Source organism: Duncaniella dubosii (genome assembly GCF_004803915.1).
GTDB lineage: Bacteria > Bacteroidota > Bacteroidia > Bacteroidales > Muribaculaceae > Duncaniella > Duncaniella dubosii.
The window spans coordinates 1,903,879-1,925,266 of record NZ_CP039396.1 but is presented as its reverse complement, the minus strand read 5'-3'; the positions used below and the strand labels follow the sequence as shown (position 1 = coordinate 1,925,266).

The window sequence follows — 21,388 nt, the reverse complement described above, 5'->3', positions numbered from 1 at the left end:
ATTATATAACAGGTATGGCCGGAGCGATATGTTTCGCCGGAAAAGGCGAGACCGCTGTCAGCGACGACGGCGGCGAGAAGTCGATTTCTTGGCCTTTTTCGGCGGAATCTTGAGCTTCTGTCCTATCTGGAGGGCCGTTTTCGACCCCATGCCGTTGGCAGCCTGAATGGCGGCGACCGTCGTGCCGTAGCGCGCGGCGATCTTGCCGAGGTTGTCGCCCTTGCGGACTCTGTAGACAGTAGTCGCCGGGGCTGCTTTCTTAGGCGCTGCTGTAGTCTTGGCAGGTGTTTTGGCCGGAGTGGCAGGCTCGGCGGAAGCCGGCGATGCGGCCGCATCCTGCCCGGACGTTGACGGTGTCGAGGCTGACGACTGGCCCGAAGCCTTGGCTACGGCAACGACAAGCTCGGTAGCACCGGCCTCGCGGAGTTCCTGAGGAGTGACCTGTGCGACTTCCGCAGCGGCCACGACCTTGATGTTTTCAGGATTCATGCGTTCGAAAGTCTCGATGCGCAAAGAGTCGCCCTCGCGCACTTTTCCGCGACGGAGGTGGTTCCATCGCTTGATGTCGGTGGCTGAGACTCCATATTTGCGGGCTATGTCGCGGATGCTTTCGCCACGGCCAACGACGTGGGTCCTGACCGTCATCTGTTCGACAAGGCCGGTATGTGCAAGCTCGTTGTTTGTCTCGGCGTTTACGCTCTGGCGGCTCGCGCTGGCAAGGTTGGCAGCGCCGTGGTCGCTCTCGGGCAGCACAGGGTCGGCGGGCTGCGCCCCCGGCTCGACATGCGAGCGGCGGGCGTAAAGCTCGGAATCGTAGTCGGCGATGCGCTTCTCGCTCATCACGTAGCTCAGACACTGCTGGGTCGGCAGAGTGAGCGTGTATGGCCGGTAGTCTCCGGGAATCACGTCCTTGAGGAACTGCGGGTTGAGCATGCGGATTTCATCGACAGGGATGTTGAGCACAGCCGCAATCTGGTTGAAGTGTATGTATTTGTCGACAGTGACAGTGTCGGTGGTGAGATGGCGCTTGATGATGGTCGGGGTAATGCCGTGTTTGCCATAATAGTTCATCACATAGTTGGCGGCGATAAACACGGGGACATAGCCTCTGGTCTCTGCCGGAAGAAACTCGTAGATTTCCCAGAAATCCTTCTTCCCCTCCCCTGCCCTGCGCATGGCCTTGTTGACATTGCCGGGTCCGCAGTTGTAGGCGGCGATCGCAAGCGACCAGTCGTTGTAGATGTCGTAGAGCTGCTTCAGGTAGCGGGCGGCGTTGCGCGAGGAAAGACGTGCGTCCCTGCGCTCGTCGACGAGCGAGTTGACCTCCATGCCAAGCCCCTTTGCGGTGGCGGGCATGAACTGCCAGAGTCCGGCCGCGCCCGCACGCGAAATCGCGTTGGGATTGATGGCCGATTCGATCACCGGGAGATATTGCAGCTCAGTCGGCATCCCTTCCTTGATAAGCTCCTCGACAAATATCGGACCGTAGTAGCTGTGGAGGGCGAGCATGTCGGCCACAAGTGTGCGCTTCTTGGTCAGATACATGTTGATGAAATTGCCGACAAGCGAATTGTAGGGCATCTCGATTACGGTCGGTAGCACCTTGAGCCGCTCCTCGTATTCAGCAGGAGATGCGGGCTGCGGCTCGCCGAGGTCCATTCCCGGCACTACGTAGTTCTTTATATAGAAGTTCTCTTCAAGCAGACGAGTCTGTGTCTCGAAGCTTTCGGGAGCGATTATATTGTCGTCGGTTATTGACTGCTTGATGTCGAGTATCGACCGCGCACTGAGCGTCATCGAGGCCGAAAGCCCAAGAGCAAGCAATGTGGCAAGGATTGATTTTTTCATGTGACGGTATTTTGATTGGAGAGTTGATGAGAGTTCAGAAATTGAGCGCCCAGTAGAATCCCACGCTCGGCAGCGTGAACCGCCCCGAAGTGTCGCCGGGAAGAAGCGTCGGCGCGATGTCGACACTAAGGTCAGGCGAAATGTCGAAATGGGCAAGCTGGGCATCGACATAGGCATCGATCATGGCGATCGCATAGACACCGACCATACATATTATACATAGGTCGCGGTTGCGACGGTACATGTTCTTACGGCGGCGCAACAGGTCAGTGAGCCACGATTTGTCGAGATCGGCCTCATTGACTGTCGGTGCGAAGAAATCCATGTAGCTGTTTGTATTGGGGTCGCTGTCCATTATGTCGGAATAGGCGCGTGTGTAGTCGCGCAGCATGGTGTTGTTCCAGTTTGTGGCATAGCCAAGTCCCATGTATGCACCGACTACGATCGGCAGTTTCCAGTAGCGCCGGTTGTAGAGCTGTCCGAGCCCCGGGAAGAGAGCCGACATCCACACGGCTTTTGTCGGATTGGGGACAAAGGTGAAAGTCTTTTCGACATAGAGGCCGGCCACGGAATCATTTGGATTGGGGAGCGGTGCGTTGACCACGGCGGCAGAGTCGACAGGGACTACGGAGACCGAATCGCCATGAACCGAAAGACTGTCGACAACGACAACCGAAGGCTCTGTCAGAGGCCGTCCGATGGGAATGCTGTCGGGCATGACGGTGATGGGCGATGTCGGGCGCTTCTTGGGACGCACCGGTCTGTTTGGGCGCACCGGCAGATTGCGGCCGGCGCTGTCAATCGCCGCAACTGGAGCTGCCGGCGGCGGAGTTTCAGAAAAAATGTTAAAAGGACATGTCAGCACGATCATCATCATGCCGACAAGCACACCAAACAGAGGCCCTATGTGGTTATGATCTTTTTCCGCTGCTGATTGCATCTTAGTTATTCAACTGGCTTACAAACCATTATACAAACCCGCAAAGACCGGAGGAATAAACAGGTCCGGCCGTTCACTGTTTTGCAGTGTCAAAGATAGCAATTAATCTTTCAAGTTCCGCCTCGTCGCGGAAAGAAAATGAGATTTTACCCTTGCCGGAAGCATCGCATGTTAGCTTTACAGGGGTGCTGAAGCGCTGTGAAAGATGATTTTTTAAAATATCATAATCATTGTTAGAAAGTCTTTTGCTCTCATCGGCCGGAGTCTTGCCTTCGAGGGCGGCCTGCTGATATTTCTTGGCAAGCTCCTCGACCTTGCGCACCGAAAGCCCGTGTCTGAGGATTTCCTCGTAGAGTCTCAGCTGAAGTTTGGGATCGTCGATGCTCAGCAGCGCGCGCGCATGGCCCATGTCAATGCGCTTGTCGCGCAGCCCTAACTGAACTTCTGCGGGCAGACGGAGCAGACGCAGGAAATTGGCGATTGTTGTGCGCTTCTTGCCGATGCGTTCGCTCAGGCGCTCCTGCGTAAGATCATATTGCTCGATAAGCTTCTTGAATGTCAGTGCAATTTCAATAGCGTTGAGATCCTCGCGCTGGATGTTCTCGATGAGCGCCATTTCGGTAAGCTCCGTATCGTTGGCCGTGCGGATATAGGCCGGAACTGTGGTCAGCCCGGCCATGATGGCCGCACGGTAACGGCGCTCGCCGGCGATAATCTGATATGTATCCGGGCCGGTCTTGCGCAATGACAGCGGCTGGATGATGCCGAGTTCACGTATGGACCGCGACAGTTCTTCGAGCGACTCTTCGTCAAAGAGGCTTCGGGGCTGGTCAGGATTGGGAGAGATTCGCGAAATCTCTATGTCGTTGATGGCCGATGTGCCACGGGCTGGAGCGTCGTCCATCGCGATGAGCGAATCAAGCCCGCGGCCGAGAGCCGGACGTTTTGGCAGCATTTTGTTCAGATGTGATTAGTTGATTATGTCAGGATGCTTTCGCCTGATTTTTCGAGATGAGTTCTCGGGCGAGGGAAATATGAGAAGTAGCCCCGCGCGAGATCGGATCGTAGAGCAGAGCCGGCAGCCCGTGGCTCGGAGCCTCGCTCAGACGGATGTTGCGCGGAATCACCGTGTCGAACACCATCGGGCCGAAGTGTCCCTTCAGCTCCTCGTAGATCTGATTGGCAAGACGCAGACGGGCGTCGTACATGGTCAGAAGGAATCCTTCGATTTCAAGCGCCGGATTGAGTTTCGACTTGATGATACGTATGGTATTGAGAAGTTTGGTGATGCCTTCGAGCGCGAAATATTCGGCCTGAACCGGGATAATCACGGAGTCGGCGGCAGTCAGAGCATTGACTGTTATGAGTCCGAGAGATGGAGAGCAGTCAATCAGTATGAAATCATAGATATCGGCCACGTCGCCAACAGCTCTTTTAAGCACATTTTCACGCGAAGGCTTGTTGATGAGTTCGATTTCCGCACCGGCGAGGTCTATGCGCGAGCCGACAAGGTCGAGTCCCTCGCAGCAAGTGCTGACCTGCGAACCGGCCACAGGATAATCGTCGACAAGGCATTCGTAGATCGACGAGGCCATTGATTTTGGATCGATGCCGTAGCCCGAGGTGGCGTTTGCCTGAGGATCGGCATCAATGATCAGAGTCTTTTTCCCTTCGGCAGCAAGAGATGCCGCGAGATTGATTGTTGTCGTGGTTTTTCCTACACCGCCCTTTTGATTGGCGATAGCAATGATTTTACCCATAAGGTCTTTATTATCAATTTTCTGATGCAAAGTAACAAATAATATTGTTAACAATCACACTCCCAACCCTCAAAACGTGTTAAAATGTTGAAAACTCGCGGTGATTGTTAATAAACATCATCTAAACATTAAAGCTCCGTGACACGTTAGATTAATAAACATTCACGATAACAATTCACACCTATTTATTATGAGACGATTGATTTCACTGGCGCTGACACTCACCCTATCAGCCCTCGGCCTTCTGGCCGACACCCAGAGCGAGCTCAACGCTCACCTCAAGGCTTACAATTCGCGCATTGCAGCACATCAATATCTGCCCGCAGCCCAGTCAGCGGCAACCGCTGCGGCAGTCTGCGTCAATGCACATAACTATGACGGCGCTTTCCGTCTGCTCGGCAATTTTGACAAGGCCCTTGCACAGAACGGCATCGCGCCCGATTCGCTCCCAGCTGTCCGCTACACCACCGAAAAAGCTCGCTATGAGGCTTACCGTCAGCTAAAGAACAACGGTTCGGCGTTGAAATCCCTTTCGCGCATGGGCAACTTCGCGAAAAAAGCGGGAACGAAAGAAATCACAACCGATATGCTCTTCAATGAAGCGCAATACTATTATTCGACAGACCAGAACGCCAAAGGCGACCTTTGCATTGCACGGCTTATAAAACAGTTTGACAATTCCAAGGACTATACGGCTGCCGACAAGGCTTATCGCTCACTAATCGACCGTGCCGTATCGGCCGGCGATGCGGAACTTGTCGAGCATACATATGAAAACTACATGCAGTGGTCTGATTCAATCGAAGCCACCACCGCACACAGCGAGCTTGGAAAAGTCAAGAAAGAATATGCCGACTCTCAGGAGACAATCGCAGAGAAAGACCATACTATCGCCACCCGAACAGGCTGGATAGTCACATTTATCACTCTCTTTGTCATTGCAGTTGCGGCTCTCGCCATAGGCGCACTCTTCTATTTCCGCATCCTTGCAAAGAACCGCCGCATGAAAAAGTCTGTCGAAACCGCCAACGCACAGAGCGCAGCCAAGAGCGCTATACTCCATAACATGTCATCGCAGATGGAACCTACGCTCGAACGTCTCGACCAATCCGATCCGGCCGTACAGAATCTTCGTGGCTACGTGAAACGTGTAGGCGAATTATCCGATGTCGAAAATGCCGAGACCTCGGCTTCAGCTGGACTTGAGGAGACAAACCTCGACACTTTCTGCGAGACAATCGTGGCAAAAGTCCGTCCGCTCGTCCGTCCGCGAGTGACAATCACGCTCAACGGCACTAAAGTCTATGCGCTCATCAATCCTCAGGAAGTCGGCAAGATCCTCACACATCTGCTCGAAAATGCGGCAAAATATACTCCAGACGGAGGAAAAATTACATTGAGCTACAAAAAGCGCGGAGCGAAAGTCAACCAGTTTATCGTGACCGATTCCGGGCCCGGCATACCTGAAGCCGACCGCGACACCCTGTTCACTGCATTCTCGTCGCAATGCGACATAGCCGAAGGCGACCGCCTCGGCCTCCCCATCTGTGCCTTGCGAGCCGAAAAAATCAACGGGAACCTTATACTTGACACGACCGTAACATCAGGAGCTTCTTTTGTGCTCACAATCCACAACACATAACCGAAGTATTCTGAGATAATCACCACGATATAAAAAAACAACGACCATTAAACCAACAAACAAACTAAAAATTGTGTGGCCGGAGGAATCCTGACACCCTTATAATCCTTCTGATGTCAGCAATATTCACTGTTCAGGCCACAGAAAGGAGGTGTTCACCCATCTGAAAGGGGAGTGATTGCGTCAACAGTCACTCCCCACAAAAACGGCCTCTTGATTCCTACAATCATTATACTGAAAGAAATTCAAACAGTCGGAGGATGCGATTTTTTTTACGATGTGCAACTTTCCGGCTTTTTTCGTATCTTTACATCCATAAACCCATCCTGTCCATGATTAAAAAGACTTAATATCTGCGTTTGAAAAGCGAAAGTTATTGAAATCGACAGATTTTTACCTTTATAGGGGACTTTTGCATCCATTCTAAGATGTTATAAACGACAGGAGGCCATTAATTATGAAAAAGCTACTGTCAATACTCATGATAATATGCGCCCTGTGTGCGGATGCAGCTCCAAAAACACCTAAAGGACGCAAGGCTAAACGAGCCAAGACAACGAAGGTGGTCTCGACTCCGGCTGTTCCAAGACCTGCGCGCGAACCATTCGTGCGCAGCATAGATGCACCCGCCACTCCCGGCGGACTAAGCGGAAAGAACATCGCATTGTGGCAAAGTCACGGCCGATACTTCGACCAGAAAGAAGACAGATGGACATGGCAGCGTGCACGGCTTATGGGTACAGTCGAAGATCTGTATCCTCAGGCATACGTGCTCCCCTACCTCATTCCTATGCTTGAAAATGCCGGCGCTTACGTGCTTACGCCACGAGAGCGCGATGTGAGCATACAGGAAATAATAGTTGATTTCGACGGTGGCTATGCCCAAAAAGGCTACGAAGAAAAAAATGGTTCTAAGAAATGGCATACAGCCGATGGCCTCAAAGGTTTCGGATATAAAAAAGAAATACTGACAGACACAGACAATCCATTCCGCATGGGTTCTGTCCGTCAGATACAGACTGTCACCAATCCCGACAAGGCATCCGCCGCCTGCTGGTATGCCGATTTCAAGAAAGCGGGAACCTATGCCGTATATGTCAGCTACGCATCGCTCCCAAACAGTGCCCGAGACGCCCGCTATATAGTCAATTCTCTCGCCGGAAGTAAGGAATTTGAGGTAAACCAGCGTATCGGAGGCGGTACATGGATATATCTCGGATCATTTCCTTTTGCCGCAGGACGAAGCAAGACTCCTGTCGTCGAACTTCTCAACGTATCATCGGAAGACAACCAGATAATCTCGGCCGACGCTGTAAAAATCGGCGGTGGCATTGGTAATGTCAGCCGGTCGGCAGCAGGAGGAGAAGCGACTGTCAGCACTTATCCGCGATTCACGGAAGGTGCACGCTACTGGATGCAGTGGGCCGGCATTCCGGCAAGTGTCTATAGCGTCACTGACGGAAAAAATGATTATGAAGATGACTATAAGAGCCGTGGGATGTGGGTAAATTATCTTGCAGGAGGCTCGTCGGAACTTCCCGGACAGAAGGGTCTTGGAATACCGATCGACCTATCATTCGCCTTTCATACCGATGCCGGCACGACTTCCGATCCGGGAGCGACAATCGGCACTCTTCCGATTGTATACTCCAAGGGGGCGAAACTTGGCAACGGCGAATCGCGTACTACATCTTTACGCTATGCCGAACTTGTAACAAATCAGGTGGTCAACGACATCCAGACTTTATATGAGCCGACATGGAATCGCAGGAAACTTCGCGACAAACCATACCACGAAGCGATGGAACCTCAAGTCCCATCGATGCTTATCGAACTGCTCAGCCATCAGAATTTCGCAGATATGCGTTATGGTCTTGACCCGACATTCCGTTTCACGGTCAGCCGTGCGATATACAAAGGGATATTGAAATATCTCCATGAAAAGGACGGCATTCCGTATGTGGTCGAACCGCTGCCCGTCAGCCATTTCTCAATCGCAGGTAAAGACGGGAGATATACACTTTCATGGAAAGGTGTCGACGATCCTCTCGAACCAACAGCAAAACCAACATATTATATCGTATATGAACGAATCGACAACGGTGCTTTCACTGAACTTGAAGTTGTCGATAACCCTTCAATCAACATAAGTATTTCCGACAACCAAATCCACAGTTTCAAAATTGTGGCAGCCAACGACGGTGGTATAAGTTTCCCGTCTGAAATACTTTCAGTCTGCGACATTGCTGGTTCTGACAAGCCTCAGGTACTTATAATCAACGGATTTACCCGTATATCAGGTCCTGCCGAGATTTATGCCGAAGGACGCATTGGTTTCGACTACGCCGAGGATCACGGTGTTCCCTATTACGGTGATATCCATTTCACCGGGGAGCAGACCGAATTCCGGCCAGAGGCAAAATGGGTCACAAACGACGCTCCGGGCCACGGCTCAAGCCGCGCCACACATGAGACAGAGGTATTCGCAGGCAATACGTTTGACTTCGTTTTTGTCCACGGACAGTCGATTCGAAAAGCCGGTTTCCCGTTCATTTCGTGCGGAGTTGACGCATTCATCGACGGCAATGCCAAAGCCTCACCGATTATCGACCTGATCCTTGGAAAGCAAAAGGAAATCACTGTCGGAACTTCCGAAGAACGCAAATTCAAGCCTTTTACCGCAGCATTGAAAGACAGGTTAAGCTCTTTCTGTGAAGCAGGGGGCTCTCTATTCGTATCCGGAAGCTACATCGGAAGCAACCTGTTTGACAATACATACAGCTCGCCCGAAGAGCGAGTGGCAGACAGTCAGTTCGGACACTCCGTACTCGGACTGCAATGGAGACAATCAAAGGCTACTGTCACAGGAAAAGTCCGTGAAGTCAGATCGCGTTACGGAGAATTCCGAGGATGGCTCTCAATGACTTTCAATCAGCAGCTCAACGCTGAATGCTATGCAGTCGAATCGCCGGAATCATTCGCCCCGATGGATACATCTACCGCCGGCCCGATTCTCCGCTACACTGAAAACGACTTTATAGCAGGCGTGGCCTATGACCCGGGGACACACCGCACAGTCACCATCGGATTCCCCTTTGAGACAATCACTGGCTCATACGAACGTGATGCCCTCATGGCACAGATTTTAAAATTCTTCATCGCTCCTGACGGTGTACATCCCGGTGCACGTCCCAAAGTATTGCCTGAGACCATAATCGGGCTGGAATCACGGCCGACTGTGCCACCTTATCCCTATTCACGTAATCTAAATCCGAGAGAGACTGCAAAACGCTCCGAGGAAGAAGACGATAAACTCAACGAGAAACGCCGGAGGAAATCGACCGTTGACAAACGCAAACCGGATTCTCTCGCCTAATAGTCCAATTATTTATCACATTTCTCTGCAATGTCAAAACCGACCACATATCCGCGTCTTTCAACGGAGGCCATGCGCCTACATGCCGACAACGCGGCCGACCGGCCTGTAATCATAGCACTTACAGACCATCGAATCACTTTCACCGCCACCGGACGAGCCAGAATGGAGCAAATCCTTAATGACACGTGTGCAGCAATCGTCTATTCCGATTTCTTCACTCCTGACGGAAACGGCACAAATTTCAATACAAACCGTCTCATCAAATATCAGACAGGATCTCTGCGTGACGATTTCGATTTCGGACACATCGTGGCTGTCAATCCCGCTATGTTGCGTCAGGCAGTCAGCGAAATAACCGACAATTTCAATGCCGCCGGATGGTACGACCTCCGTCTTCGTCTTTCGCGCCTTGGGGAAATCATACATATCCCTGAAAACCTCTATACAGCGACTCCAATCGTTCGTTCTGACGACAAGACTGGCGAAGAAAGCCAGTTCAGCTATGTCGATCCACGCAACCGTGCCTCCCAGATAGAAATGGAACAGGCGGTAACCTCTCATTTGCGTGCCCTAAACGCATTGGTCTCCAGTAAAGGTCACACGCCCCTTGACTTCGAAAAAGATAGCTTCCCGGTCGAAGCATCTGTCATCATTCCTGTAAGAAACCGCCATCTTACAATCGCGGATGCCGTAAATAGCGCTCTTTCACAGAAGACATCCTTCAGTTTCAACGTCATAGTCATCGACAACCACAGTACCGACGGGACATCTGAAATCCTCGCTGCAATGGCAACTACAGAACCACGGCTCAAAATCATTGATACCACAATCTGCGAAGGAGCAGCCCCGGGAATAGGCGGCTGCTGGAATCTCGGCATCCATTCCGACTTCTGCGGCCGTTTCGCTATTCAGCTCGACAGCGATGACATATATAACCGTCCTGACACCTTGCAACTAATTGTAGACAAATTCTATGAACAGAACTGTGCAATGGTCATCGGGTCATATAGTCTGACAGATTTTGACGGCAATCCGCTGCCTCCCGGACTCATCGACCATGCCGAATGGACGGATGAAAACGGGCCTAACAATGCACTTCGCATAAACGGTCTTGGCGCTCCACGCGCATTTTTCACACCTGTCGCACGTAGAATCAATTTCCCAGATGTCAGCTATGGTGAAGATTATGCAATGGGACTTGCCATAAACCGTAAATATCGTATCGGTCGAATCTACGAATCGCTCTATTCGTGCCGCCGATGGAAAGGAAATTCAGACCACGCGCTGTCTCAGGAACGTATCAATGCAAATAATTTCTATAAAGACAGTATACGCACATTTGAACTTGCGGCAAGAATCAGAAATTAGAGTGACCTATAATAATCGCCGATAACCATACAATAGCATGAGCGTTATGAATAATGATACGTTCTTTGACAAGGAGCTTGAAAAATGGCCGATGGCAGCCGATAATTTTGCCCGAATCAGAAACAGTTTCATTGACGGTCACCGTCTCACATTGTCGGGTGATGGTTCACTTTGGCGTATTGACAAAATGTTTGTCAATCACCGCCGTGCATCTGTAACAGCCAAAACAGACCCGTCAAGCATATCGTCGCGGCCATGTTTCCTATGCCGCGACAATCGCCCGAACCTCCAGACGTCAATCGGTTTTCTCGGCAGATACGAAATTCTCGTAAACCCCTACCCGCTTGCCGACAGACATTTCACCATAGCGTCCACGCGCCACGAAGAGCAGTGTATTGATGCCGAATTCAGCCGTATTCTTGATATGGCCCAACTCGCGTATGAGATGTCAGGAATGTGCATCTTCTACAACGGAGCACGTTGCGGAGCATCCGCTCCTGACCATTTCCATTTTCAGGCCGTATCAACCGAGGCAGTCCCGAATATATTATCCAAAGATCTCTTAGGCGATAAGATAAAATATTCGAATCACGCTTCTCTATATAAAAATAACGAAAAGACCGCTCCATACCCGTTTTTTATAATCGAATCAACCGGCAATCCAGAATTGCACTCTGTATTCCGACTCTTATGGGCTGAACTTAAAGCCATAAATCCCGATTTACCGGAGCCGGATGTCAATCTTGCGATGATACATGATACCGAGCGCAATATCACAAGATCAATTGTCATCCCCCGCAGCAAACACCGTCCTGATTGCTACTATTTGGAGAAAGACAGACTACTAATAAGTCCTGCCACTGTAGAGATGCTCGGAACAATAATCTGTTCGCGACATGAAGATTTTGATCGTCTCACGCTACAATCCGCCTATGGCATACTCAAAGAAGTTGGAATCTCCGACACGCAGTTCAACCTCGTCGTGAGCCGTCTTGCAAACGGGCGGTATTCATGACAACAGTCTTACCACAATAATGTCATTATAAAAATATGAACCAGCAACCACAGGTGAGAGTCGGCATACTCTCCTCGCCATACATACGTTTTACACTCACCGGTCTCTATTCAGGTCCTGACGGAGTGTTGACCGAAGGTTCTCACGAAGCAAGAATAAATGACTCGGGAATCAGTTTTACTCTTGACGGCAAAACATATACATCCGTTGAATTCCATCCGAATACATACACAGGTGACACATTCGAGCTTGAAGGAGTGACAATCGGAGTAGATTTTCACTGGCAGCGTAAAGAAAATCAACGTTTTCGAGGCTCACTGCGAATAATAGTCCAAGACGGAAAACTCATGGCAATCAACGTCGTCGATGTCGAAGACTATCTTGTCAGCGTCATTTCAAGCGAGATGAAATCCACCTCATCGCTTTCGCTGCTCAAAGCCCATGCTGTAATCTCACGCAGCTGGGTGCTATCAATGATGTCACACGACAAGACTACCGCCAAACCGGGCGAAAACAACCTGAAACCAACAGCCATGAATGCCGTGCCGTCACTGATAAAATACTGGGACAGGGAAGACCATCGGAATTTCGATGTCTGCGCTGATGACCATTGCCAACGCTATCAGGGCATAAACCGCGTATCGACTTCGGTTGCAGCCGGTGCTGTCAACGATACTTATGGCGAAGTTCTGACACACAAAGGGAAACTTTGCGACACTCGCTTCTCAAAATGCTGCGGAGGTGTCTTCGAACAATTTGAAACATGCTGGGACGATGATCCCCGGCCATATCTCAAAGCCGGACGTGATGCGGCCGACACATTCGACTACCCGGACCTTACCGAAGAAGAAAATGCCCGTCAATGGATTTTAAACAATCCTGAGGCATTTTGCAATACGACTGATAGAATGGTGCTTTCACAGGTGATGAACGGTTACGATATGGAAACCCCCGACTTCTACCGATGGACCGTTGAACTGACTCAAGAAAAGATTTCCACACTGCTTGCCACACGGCTCAACACGGATTTCGGGGCTATACTCGCGCTCGTTCCACTCTCTCGCGGGACATCAGGACGCATCCGTGAATTAAAGATTGTAGGTTCAAAATGTGAGCTTATAATCGGTAAGGAACTACTGATACGCCGTGCACTGTCCGACACACACCTTTACAGTTCCGCATTTGCTGTCGAGCCCCACAGCCCTGATGCTGACGGAATACCCACCGGTTTCACTCTCCACGGTGCCGGATGGGGTCATGGCGTGGGTCTTTGTCAGATAGGAGCCGCTATAATGGGTGAACGAGGCTACTCCTACGATGAAATATTACGTCATTATTATGCTGACGCTTCAATCACAAAACTCTATTAGCCGATGAAAGCAGATTCAAAAACAGTTGCGTCCGCCCGCAATCCGTGGGCTTGGATTCCCACACTATATTTCGCACAGGGGCTGCCTTATGTCGCGGTCATGACAATTTCAGTCATAATGTATAAGCGGCTTGGACTATCAAATACCGACATCGCACTCTATACAGGCTGGCTCTATCTGCCTTGGGTGATAAAACCGTTCTGGAGTCCATTTGTCGACATCATAAGCACTAAACGCCACTGGACAATAACCATGCAGTGGCTCATAGGAATAGCATTCGCAGGGATTGCATTCGCGTTGCCGACATCATTTTTCTTTTCTCTGACACTTGCGATCTTCTGGCTTGTCGGTTTCACATCGGCCACACACGACATCGCAGCCGACGGCTATTATATGCTCGCCCTGACCGAACACCAGCAATCACTCTATGTCGGCATACGTTCGACATTCTACCGTATTGCCACAGTCGCGGGCCAAGGACTGCTTGTGATTCTTGCCGGAGCGATCGAAGATTCATCCGGCGACATTCCGTTCGCATGGTCGGTAGTGTTCGGCATTCTGTCTGTCATGTTCCTGTCTTTCGCACTCTACCATAGCCGCATACTTCCTAAAGTCGAACAAACATCCTCACGCCAGCTCGCTATAGCAAACGACGTATGGCGTGAATTCATAACTGTTTTTGCGGAATTTTTCCGCAAAAAGCAGGTCGGAGTTGCAATAGTATTCATGTTGCTCTACCGTCTTCCAGAGGCCCAGCTGGTGAAGCTCATCAATCCATTCCTTCTCGACCCTCCGTCCGCAGGCGGACTCGGCCTGTCGACCGGTCAGGTAGGCATCGTCTACGGTACGGTCGGAATCATCGGCCTGACATTAGGTGGAATCATCGGCGGCATAACTGCCGCCCGTCGAGGGCTGAAATTCTGGCTGCGTCCAATGGCATGGAGCATGTCGCTAACGTGCCTGACATTCGTCTATCTCAGTTTCGCCGATGAGCCGTCACTTACAGTAGTGAACGTCTGCGTGTTTATCGAACAGTTCGGCTATGGATTCGGTTTCACCGCCTATATGCTCTATCTTATATATTTTTCCGAAGGACGACACCGCACGGCCCACTACAGTATCTGCACCGGATTCATGGCTCTCGGCATGATGTTGCCGGGAATGGCAGCCGGCTGGATCCAGGAAACAATAGGCTATCAGAATTTCTTTATCTGGACAATGATATGCTGCATCGCCACAATAGGTGTCACTTATCTCATAAAAATCAACCCCGAATTCGGAAAGAAAGTGTAACTTGGGAACAGCCATCAACAGGAATTATACTCTCTTGATTTGTTACTAATATCAAATACTGTCTAATTCAGACTATATAATTCTGAAATTTCTAACCCCTGCCACTCTCTTTCCGGCCATGCAAAAAATAAAAATGACAACTCTGTTTTCAGCCATACTACTCTCGCTCGCAGCCATAAGCTGCGGGAACAACACAACTGAAATAAGCGGTGATAACGTAGCGACAGCCAGTGACAACCGCAATTTCACATCCAAAACCCGACTTGCGGACAATGAGGCCGTCCGTCCGGGCATCGAAGTGCTGCGTCAAAGCGGATTCGAAGCTCTTAAAGGCAAACGTGTCGGCCTTATAACCAATCCGACAGGAATCGACAATAAACTCAAGTCTACCATCGACATTCTTGCTGAAGCTCCTGAAGTAAAACTTACGGCGCTTTTCGCACCCGAACACGGAGTCAGAGGCAACTATGTGGCAGGGGCATCGGTTGCCAATGAGACAGATGCGAAAACAGGAGTACAGGTATTCTCCCTCCACGGTAAAACGAGGAAACCGACAGCCGAAATGCTAAAAAATGTGGATGTGCTTGTCTATGACATTCAGGACATAGGCACACGAAGCTACACATTCATCTCGACTATGGGCCTTGCGATGGAGGCCGCTGCCGAAAACGGGAAAGAATTCATGGTTCTTGACCGTCCGAATCCACTGGGCGGAAACAAGGTCGAAGGCAATCTAGTCGAACCTGCGTCACGTTCATTCGTTAGCCAATATCCAATACCTTATATCTACGGACTTACCCCCGGCGAACTCGCCCGTTTCCTCAACGACGAAGGCTTGCTGAAAAACGGTGTGAAGGCCAAGCTTGAAGTAATTCCGATGGAAGGATGGCATCGCTCGATGACATTTGCCGAGACTGGTATGCCTTGGGTGCTCCCGTCACCGCATATTCCTGACCCTTCGACATCGATTCTCTATCCGGCAACAGGCATTATGGGCGAACTTGACTATGTGTCAATCGGCGTTGGCTATACACTCCCGTTCAAGCTCGCAGGCGCACCGTGGATCGACGCTCAAACCCTTTCCGAGAGACTGACAGCGCTCAATATCCCCGGAGTAGAATTCCGCCCGCTCTACTACAAGCCGTTTTATGCTTTATATAAAGGCGAAAATCTAAACGGTGTTGAGATCTATGTCACCGACAAGGAAAAAGCACCTTTGTCACTCATACAGTTCTATATAATGCAGGAACTTGCGGCAATGTATCCTAATCAGAAGGCATTTGACAAAGCCACACAGTCGCGTATCAACATGTTTGATAAAGTGTGCGGTTCGCCAAAAGTCCGGGAACTTTTCACCCGCAGCTACAATGTTGCCGACCTCTCACCGTTCTGGAACAAGGATATCGACAGTTTCAAGAGCAGAAGTGAAATCTACTACCTCTACCGGTAACCTCATCCCACACTAAACCAAACCGATATTCAATATGATACTTATAGCCGATGCAGGAGGCACTAAAATAGAGTGGGCTCTCATTGATTCTGACGGCACTACACTACTGCGCACATCCACACGAGGACATAATGCAGCCCATGCCGACACACAGACTCTTGTCGATATGCTCCATGACGAAGCACCGGCACTTTATGCCGAGGCCCAAGGGGTTGATGAAATATTTTATTACGGTGCAGGTTGTGCCGGAGAGCGCAAGGTCACAGTCGCCAAGACACTGTCTGAGATTTTTCATGCGGAGACATGTCATGCCGAAAGTGATATGCTTGGGGCAGCACAAGCCCTTTGCGGTCGAAACAAAGGAATAGCCTGTATACTCGGGACTGGCTCAAATTCATGCTACTATGACGGCACTAAAATCACGGACCATGTATCACCGTTAGGATTCATCCTTGGCGACGAGGGCAGTGGCGCTGTACTCGGCCGACGGCTCATCGGAATGGTTTTCAAAGGCGGTTTCTCAAAAAAGATATCCGATAAATTTCAATGGCGTTTCCCGGAGGACGACATCAGTCAGATAATCACACACGTCTATCGCGGTGAGCGTCCGAATGCCTATCTCGCGTCATTTGTCCCGTTTCTGTCGGAGAATATAAGCGAAAAAGAGATTGAAGACTTCGTGGTAGGTGAATTCATACGTTTCTTCAGATTCAATGTCAGCGCCTATCCGACGGCTCACTCCCTGCCTGTACATTTCACCGGCTCGGTTGCCCACCATTTCGCCGATCAGCTCCGTTCGGCTGCCGTTACACTCGGATATACGATTGGGAATATCCTGAAGAATCCGATGGACTCACTGATATCCTTCCATCTGGAAAATCAAGGTCGCAATAAGTAAAATTCGACACCGGTCGAATGCCATTCGCCGTTTATTCCAAATCTATCGCCTTCTTCTATTGTATAGGCATAACGGCTTCCGTCACTTATCTCCTGAAGAACGATGCAGTCAGCCACCGGTTTCTGAAACACATAACCGATAATCGACCAGTCCTCGCCCCTGTCAAGCGACAGACGGTAGACATCTTCTGAAAGCCTGTTGCTGTAGAGAACCGCAGTGGCAGGCTGCTCTCTATTATACACCGCACCCAATACACCGTGGAACGGCATCCCTCCGTTTGTAAGATTTTCTGAAAGTCTATCATCGCTTACATAACGATACCGTATGCCATCCGTATGCTGAAACAGAATCCTGACGCTTGCCTTCGACGAACATACATCCCACACATTCTTTATATGACCGGCAATCACAGAACTTACAGCCGAACGCAGTGTCTCATCTTCGATTGCAGCGTGGAGAGGTATGAGATCATCTTTGTCGAGAAGTATCATTGCAGAATTTTCATTACAGACCGATGCCTGCCATTCATCAAGCCCCGTCACATATCCGTTGACCGTATCATATCGGACAGCCAAAGGATCGCCGCCACAAAACTCCATTGACAACGTAGCTCCGAAATTTCTTAAATTTAAATATATACGTGAAAGAGACTGCCACGGATAACCATCTTTTGACAGTTTCTCAAGCGTGGCTTTAAATCCATCGTATGCAGACGACATAACATCTTCTTTATGCACATAGGCATGATAAAGCTGACGCACGGCAAAACCCATCTTTGCACGTGATATTATATGAGTACCATATTTATCGACAAGTTCATTCGGCGACAACTCTTTCAAATCAGTCCTAAATCCGTCGCTAAGCGCTTCATAGAGCCTATGTTTCAACGTATTGAAATGTCCAACGGAGGTCTGCCCCCATACGACACGCATGATATAAGTGTCGTTCATGTGTCCGCTCTCTGTCAGAGTTCCGACAAAACCATATGACGGATTTGAGGATGATACGTCCATTCCCATAGATGACATTATGTCGCGGAGAAATTCTCTTGCATTTTCCCCTGCATAATATTCACCGCTGCCAGATGCCGTACCGGCAAAAATCGAGACCGCCCCGTCGGACATCTTATCGATGTCTATCACAGGCTGTCGCATAGAGGAGGGCGAAAGAAAAGATCCGGTGACATCGTAGCCTGAACCAAGAACCGATTTAATGCCTTTGCCGGAAGTAGCCGAGACCTGTATCATGGCATCGGTACAGGACGGACTTATATAATAGTTCTTAGGCAGCACAGGAGGGTAATCAGGCTCATCGCCATCATCATATCTTGAGTTATCACAGGCTACAGACAACAGCGCCGAAGCCAATACAGGTAAGATATATTTTATATGTGACATCTGCATTCAAAAAGATAACAATTGGTTTAACAACTACAAATTGGGTTTGACAAGGCTGATTTGAACATCAATCAGTCATTACGGTCAGGTTACAAATATATACAAAAAAAGCTAAAATCCATACTTAAATACGGATTTTAACTTTTTGTATTTAGATATATAATCCGGCTACTGTCAACGCTTACGGATTATTATATGATTGCTCTCGGTGATGACAACATCTACGCGGACATCGTGAGGCTCGGAATCTATCTCGTCGACAAGCTGGAAATCATAGGCCACGCCTACTTTCCGGGCACGGCTATCGGCAAGCAGACGGTCATAGTATCCTTTTCCACGTCCGACACGGTTACCGCTGCGGTCGTAGGCGACAGCCGGAACGACAATCATTTCAATATCGTCAATTGCCGACATATCATTGCCGGTAGGCTCTTCGATGTGAAATGAACCGAGAGCCAGACGAGATTCGTCATACGGAAGTATTTCAAGATTCACTCCATTGACGCGCGGAAGATAGAAGTGCTTGCGGCCACACCATTTGCGTATGAACTCATGGGTCGACAGCTCATCAGGGAGCGAATGATACATCAGTATCCTGTCGGCCAACAGAAAATCGGCAGTCTGCTCCAGCAGACCAAACACCTTTTCGGCAGCCGAAAACTTATCATCGTCACTCAGAAGAGTCTTGCGGGCCTTGACACTACGTCGTATATCATCTTTCTTCATCGAATTGTTTCCCTTGAATTATTTTGTAATCGGGAAAGCCGCTTTGCCGTTCGACAAAGCATCGACGCCGGATTTCACTGTCGGGTCAACCTCGTTGAACACCTCGAAATATCCCTGAACGCCGAGTGCATTGCGCGCAATCATGGCTTTCAGTTGGTTAACAATCAAATCGCGTGAAATGTTTATGTAGTACCATCTTGGGGCAATGCCTGCTTTCTGCGCATAGCTCACAAAATCCTGAAGCAAGAGATCGTCTTCAGGCAGCATGCGCATAAGCTCTACGGCGTTTTTTGCCGTTTCGATACGCGCCCGGTTGCGGTCAGTGTAGTCAAATGTATATTTCTGAATCAATCCGGTGTTAAGCACATTCAGATAGTAGGAGGTTATACCCATGGTGTCGTTGGGGACAAAAATATCAGGCATTATGCCTCCTCCGCCATAAACCGTTCGACCGTGAAGCGTCTCGAATGCAAGCGACTTGTCAAGCTTGATAGAGTCGGCGTTGTAAAACTCACCATGCTCATAGCGGTTGACAATATCGCGGTCATAATCTGTACCCGGAGCATAGGTCTTCTGGATGCAACGGCCCGAGGGTGTGTAGTACCGGGCGATTGTCAGACGGATGGCACTGCTGTCGGGCAATTCCATCTGATTCTGTACGAGTCCTTTTCCAAAAGAACGGCGTCCGATGACGAGTCCTCGGTCATTGTCCTGAATCGCACCTGAAAGAATCTCGCTTGAACTTGCCGAAGTCTCGTCGATAAGTATCACCACCTCATTGTTGAGGAAACTGCCGGAGCCATCACTCATTGTAGGGCGTGAATCTGGCGTAGCTTTTCCACGCATACTTACTATGGGAGAGCCGGCCGGAAGGAATTCATTAGCTATCAACACGGCCGGTTCCATGAATCCGCCACCGTTTCCACGAAGGTCTATGATGAATTTTTCAGCTCCGTCAGCCACCAGATTCATCATCGAAGTAAGAAACTCACTATATGTCGAGGAACTGAATTTATTGATTTTTACAAATCCGACTTTCGGAGCGACAAGATAAGCCGCATCAATCGAAGTGACCGGAATGTCGCCGCGAATCACATCAAAAGTCAACGGAGTCTTTGAACTGTGACGCCTGACCGTCAGCTTGACCGTACTGCCTTTTTCACCACGGAGTGAGCTGCGGACCTTGACATCGCTCCAGCCTTGTCCGGCAACAACAGTGTCATTTATCGCTATAATTCTGTCGCCCGCAAGAAGACCGGCTTTTTCCGAAGGTCCACCAGAAATAACTTCAAGCACATTTATACTGTCGTTCAGGAGATTGAACGATATGCCGATGCCTGAGAACGACCCTCCAAGCTCCTCATTGACATTTTGCAGGTCTTTCGCCGATATATATACCGAATGAGGGTCAAGACGCGAAAGCAATCCCGGAAACGAAGCTTCGAGAAGGCTGTCGGTATCGACCTCATCCACATATGAACGCTCCACGAGTTCAAGAATGGCATCGAGTTTGCTGCGTGAGCTCCACTTTCCCGAACCATTGAAAAATGCACTACCGATCCACATACCCGCCACCAAAGACAATGCAATGGCCAGCGGCATCCATACGGATGTTTTTTTCAGACGGTTATTCATAGAAGGTTTTTACAGATAGAATTTAGCTTTTTGACAGATAGTAAAAATTTTGCAGAACGCGAACACAGGTCACAGATACAGACAATCAGACAGCTGATTCAGACAACGGACCGGCATCAGCTATGTGACAGCACTCAACTCCGGCTCTTTTCAGGAGATCTATACCGTCAGTGATACGATATAGCTCGCTATAGACCACTCTCTTTATTCCGGATTGGATAATCAGTTTTGCACAGTCAAGACATGGTGAAGCGGTTACATAGAGAGTCGAACCTTCAGCCGAATTGTTCGAACGGGCAACCTTTGTAATCGCATTAGCCTCTGCATGAAGCACATAAGTTTTTGTAAGGCCATCGGCATCCTCGCAGACATTTTCAAATCCGGCTGGAGTCCCATTGAAACCGTCGGAAATTATCGTGCGTTCCTTGACCATTAGTGCACCGACCTTACGACGTTCGCAATACGAATTTTCTGCCCAGATACGAGCCATGCGCAGATAACGTCTGTCGAGCAATTCCTGCTTGCCGTTATGTTCCATTCTGGTTTTATTTTTATGCTGCAAAGGTAGTGAGAATTATTATATTGTGACACATTTCATCTTAAAATATTACACACCTGTCTATAAATTTGTGCAAATTTTCATATAGGCAATATTTATCATCCCGCA

The 21,388-nt window shown here is 49.7% G+C and carries 16 protein-coding genes; 8 read left to right on the top strand and 8 right to left on the bottom strand.

From position 1 onward, the window contains the following. Nucleotides 1-57: 57 nt before the first annotated feature. From E7747_RS08430 to E7747_RS08415, 4 genes are all read right to left on the bottom strand, one after another. A complete protein-coding gene (locus E7747_RS08430) occupies nt 58-1,848 on the bottom strand; it encodes a lytic transglycosylase domain-containing protein (protein ID WP_136415370.1) in 1,791 nt (596 codons plus the stop codon). 34 nt (nt 1,849-1,882) lie between these two features. Further along, entirely contained in the window at nt 1,883-2,788 is a 906-nt protein-coding gene (locus E7747_RS08425) for a DUF5683 domain-containing protein (RefSeq protein WP_175578480.1), read from the bottom strand. Nucleotides 2,789-2,861: 73 nt separating this feature from the next. Next, a complete protein-coding gene (locus E7747_RS08420) occupies nt 2,862-3,743 on the bottom strand; it encodes a ParB/RepB/Spo0J family partition protein (protein ID WP_136415368.1) in 882 nt (293 codons plus the stop codon). 28 nt (nt 3,744-3,771) lie between these two features. Further along, nucleotides 3,772-4,548, bottom strand: coding sequence for a ParA family protein (locus E7747_RS08415; RefSeq protein ID WP_123615116.1), 777 nt, complete (start codon nt 4,546-4,548; stop codon nt 3,772-3,774). A 190-nt stretch (nt 4,549-4,738) separates the two neighbouring features. On the opposite strand from E7747_RS08415, the gene E7747_RS08410 reads away from it, so the two are divergent. The 8 genes from E7747_RS08410 (at nt 4,739) to E7747_RS08375 (ending at nt 16,963) form a co-directional block, all read left to right on the top strand. Then, entirely contained in the window at nt 4,739-6,190 is a 1,452-nt protein-coding gene (locus E7747_RS08410; protein ID WP_136415366.1) for an ATP-binding protein, read from the top strand. 457 nt (nt 6,191-6,647) lie between these two features. Next, a complete protein-coding gene (locus E7747_RS08405) occupies nt 6,648-9,566 on the top strand; it encodes a golvesin C-terminal-like domain-containing protein (protein ID WP_136415365.1) in 2,919 nt (972 codons plus the stop codon). Between the two features lie 30 nt (nt 9,567-9,596). Beyond that, nucleotides 9,597-10,937, top strand: coding sequence for a glycosyltransferase family 2 protein (locus E7747_RS08400; protein ID WP_136415363.1), 1,341 nt, complete (start codon nt 9,597-9,599; stop codon nt 10,935-10,937). Between the two features lie 46 nt (nt 10,938-10,983). Next, a complete protein-coding gene (locus tag E7747_RS08395; protein WP_168185286.1) occupies nt 10,984-11,952 on the top strand; it encodes a DUF4922 domain-containing protein in 969 nt (322 codons plus the stop codon). Nucleotides 11,953-11,987: 35 nt separating this feature from the next. Beyond that, nucleotides 11,988-13,322: a SpoIID/LytB domain-containing protein gene (locus E7747_RS08390; RefSeq protein ID WP_136415359.1), complete on the top strand. Its 1,335-nt coding sequence runs from the start codon at nt 11,988-11,990 to the stop codon at nt 13,320-13,322. Between the two features lie 3 nt (nt 13,323-13,325). After that, entirely contained in the window at nt 13,326-14,615 is a 1,290-nt protein-coding gene (locus tag E7747_RS08385; RefSeq protein ID WP_136415358.1) for an MFS transporter, read from the top strand. Nucleotides 14,616-14,733: 118 nt separating this feature from the next. Beyond that, nucleotides 14,734-16,065: an exo-beta-N-acetylmuramidase NamZ family protein gene (locus E7747_RS08380; RefSeq protein ID WP_228449112.1), complete on the top strand. Its 1,332-nt coding sequence runs from the start codon at nt 14,734-14,736 to the stop codon at nt 16,063-16,065. Nucleotides 16,066-16,099: 34 nt separating this feature from the next. Continuing rightward, nucleotides 16,100-16,963, top strand: a complete 864-nt coding sequence (locus tag E7747_RS08375; RefSeq protein WP_136415356.1) for a BadF/BadG/BcrA/BcrD ATPase family protein — start codon at nt 16,100-16,102, stop codon at nt 16,961-16,963. Here the strand turns inward: E7747_RS08375 and E7747_RS08370 are convergent. The 4 genes from E7747_RS08370 to E7747_RS08355 all read right to left on the bottom strand — a co-directional run bounded on the left by E7747_RS08370 (nt 16,945) and on the right by E7747_RS08355 (nt 21,259). Continuing rightward, the gene (locus E7747_RS08370) at nt 16,945-18,360 is read right to left on the bottom strand and encodes an MACPF domain-containing protein (RefSeq protein ID WP_168185285.1); all 1,416 of its coding nucleotides are present in this window, start codon (nt 18,358-18,360) and stop codon (nt 16,945-16,947) included. The two genes, E7747_RS08375 and E7747_RS08370, sit on opposite strands and share 19 nt — an antisense overlap. Before the next feature lie 174 nt (nt 18,361-18,534). Continuing rightward, entirely contained in the window at nt 18,535-19,086 is a 552-nt protein-coding gene (locus E7747_RS08365) for a 5-formyltetrahydrofolate cyclo-ligase (RefSeq protein WP_123615125.1), read from the bottom strand. Between the two features lie 18 nt (nt 19,087-19,104). Next, nucleotides 19,105-20,721, bottom strand: a complete 1,617-nt coding sequence (locus tag E7747_RS08360) for a S41 family peptidase (protein WP_136415352.1) — start codon at nt 20,719-20,721, stop codon at nt 19,105-19,107. A gap of 85 nt (nt 20,722-20,806) precedes the next feature. After that, entirely contained in the window at nt 20,807-21,259 is a 453-nt protein-coding gene (locus E7747_RS08355) for a deoxycytidylate deaminase (protein WP_123615127.1), read from the bottom strand. Nucleotides 21,260-21,388: the final 129 nt, after the last annotated feature.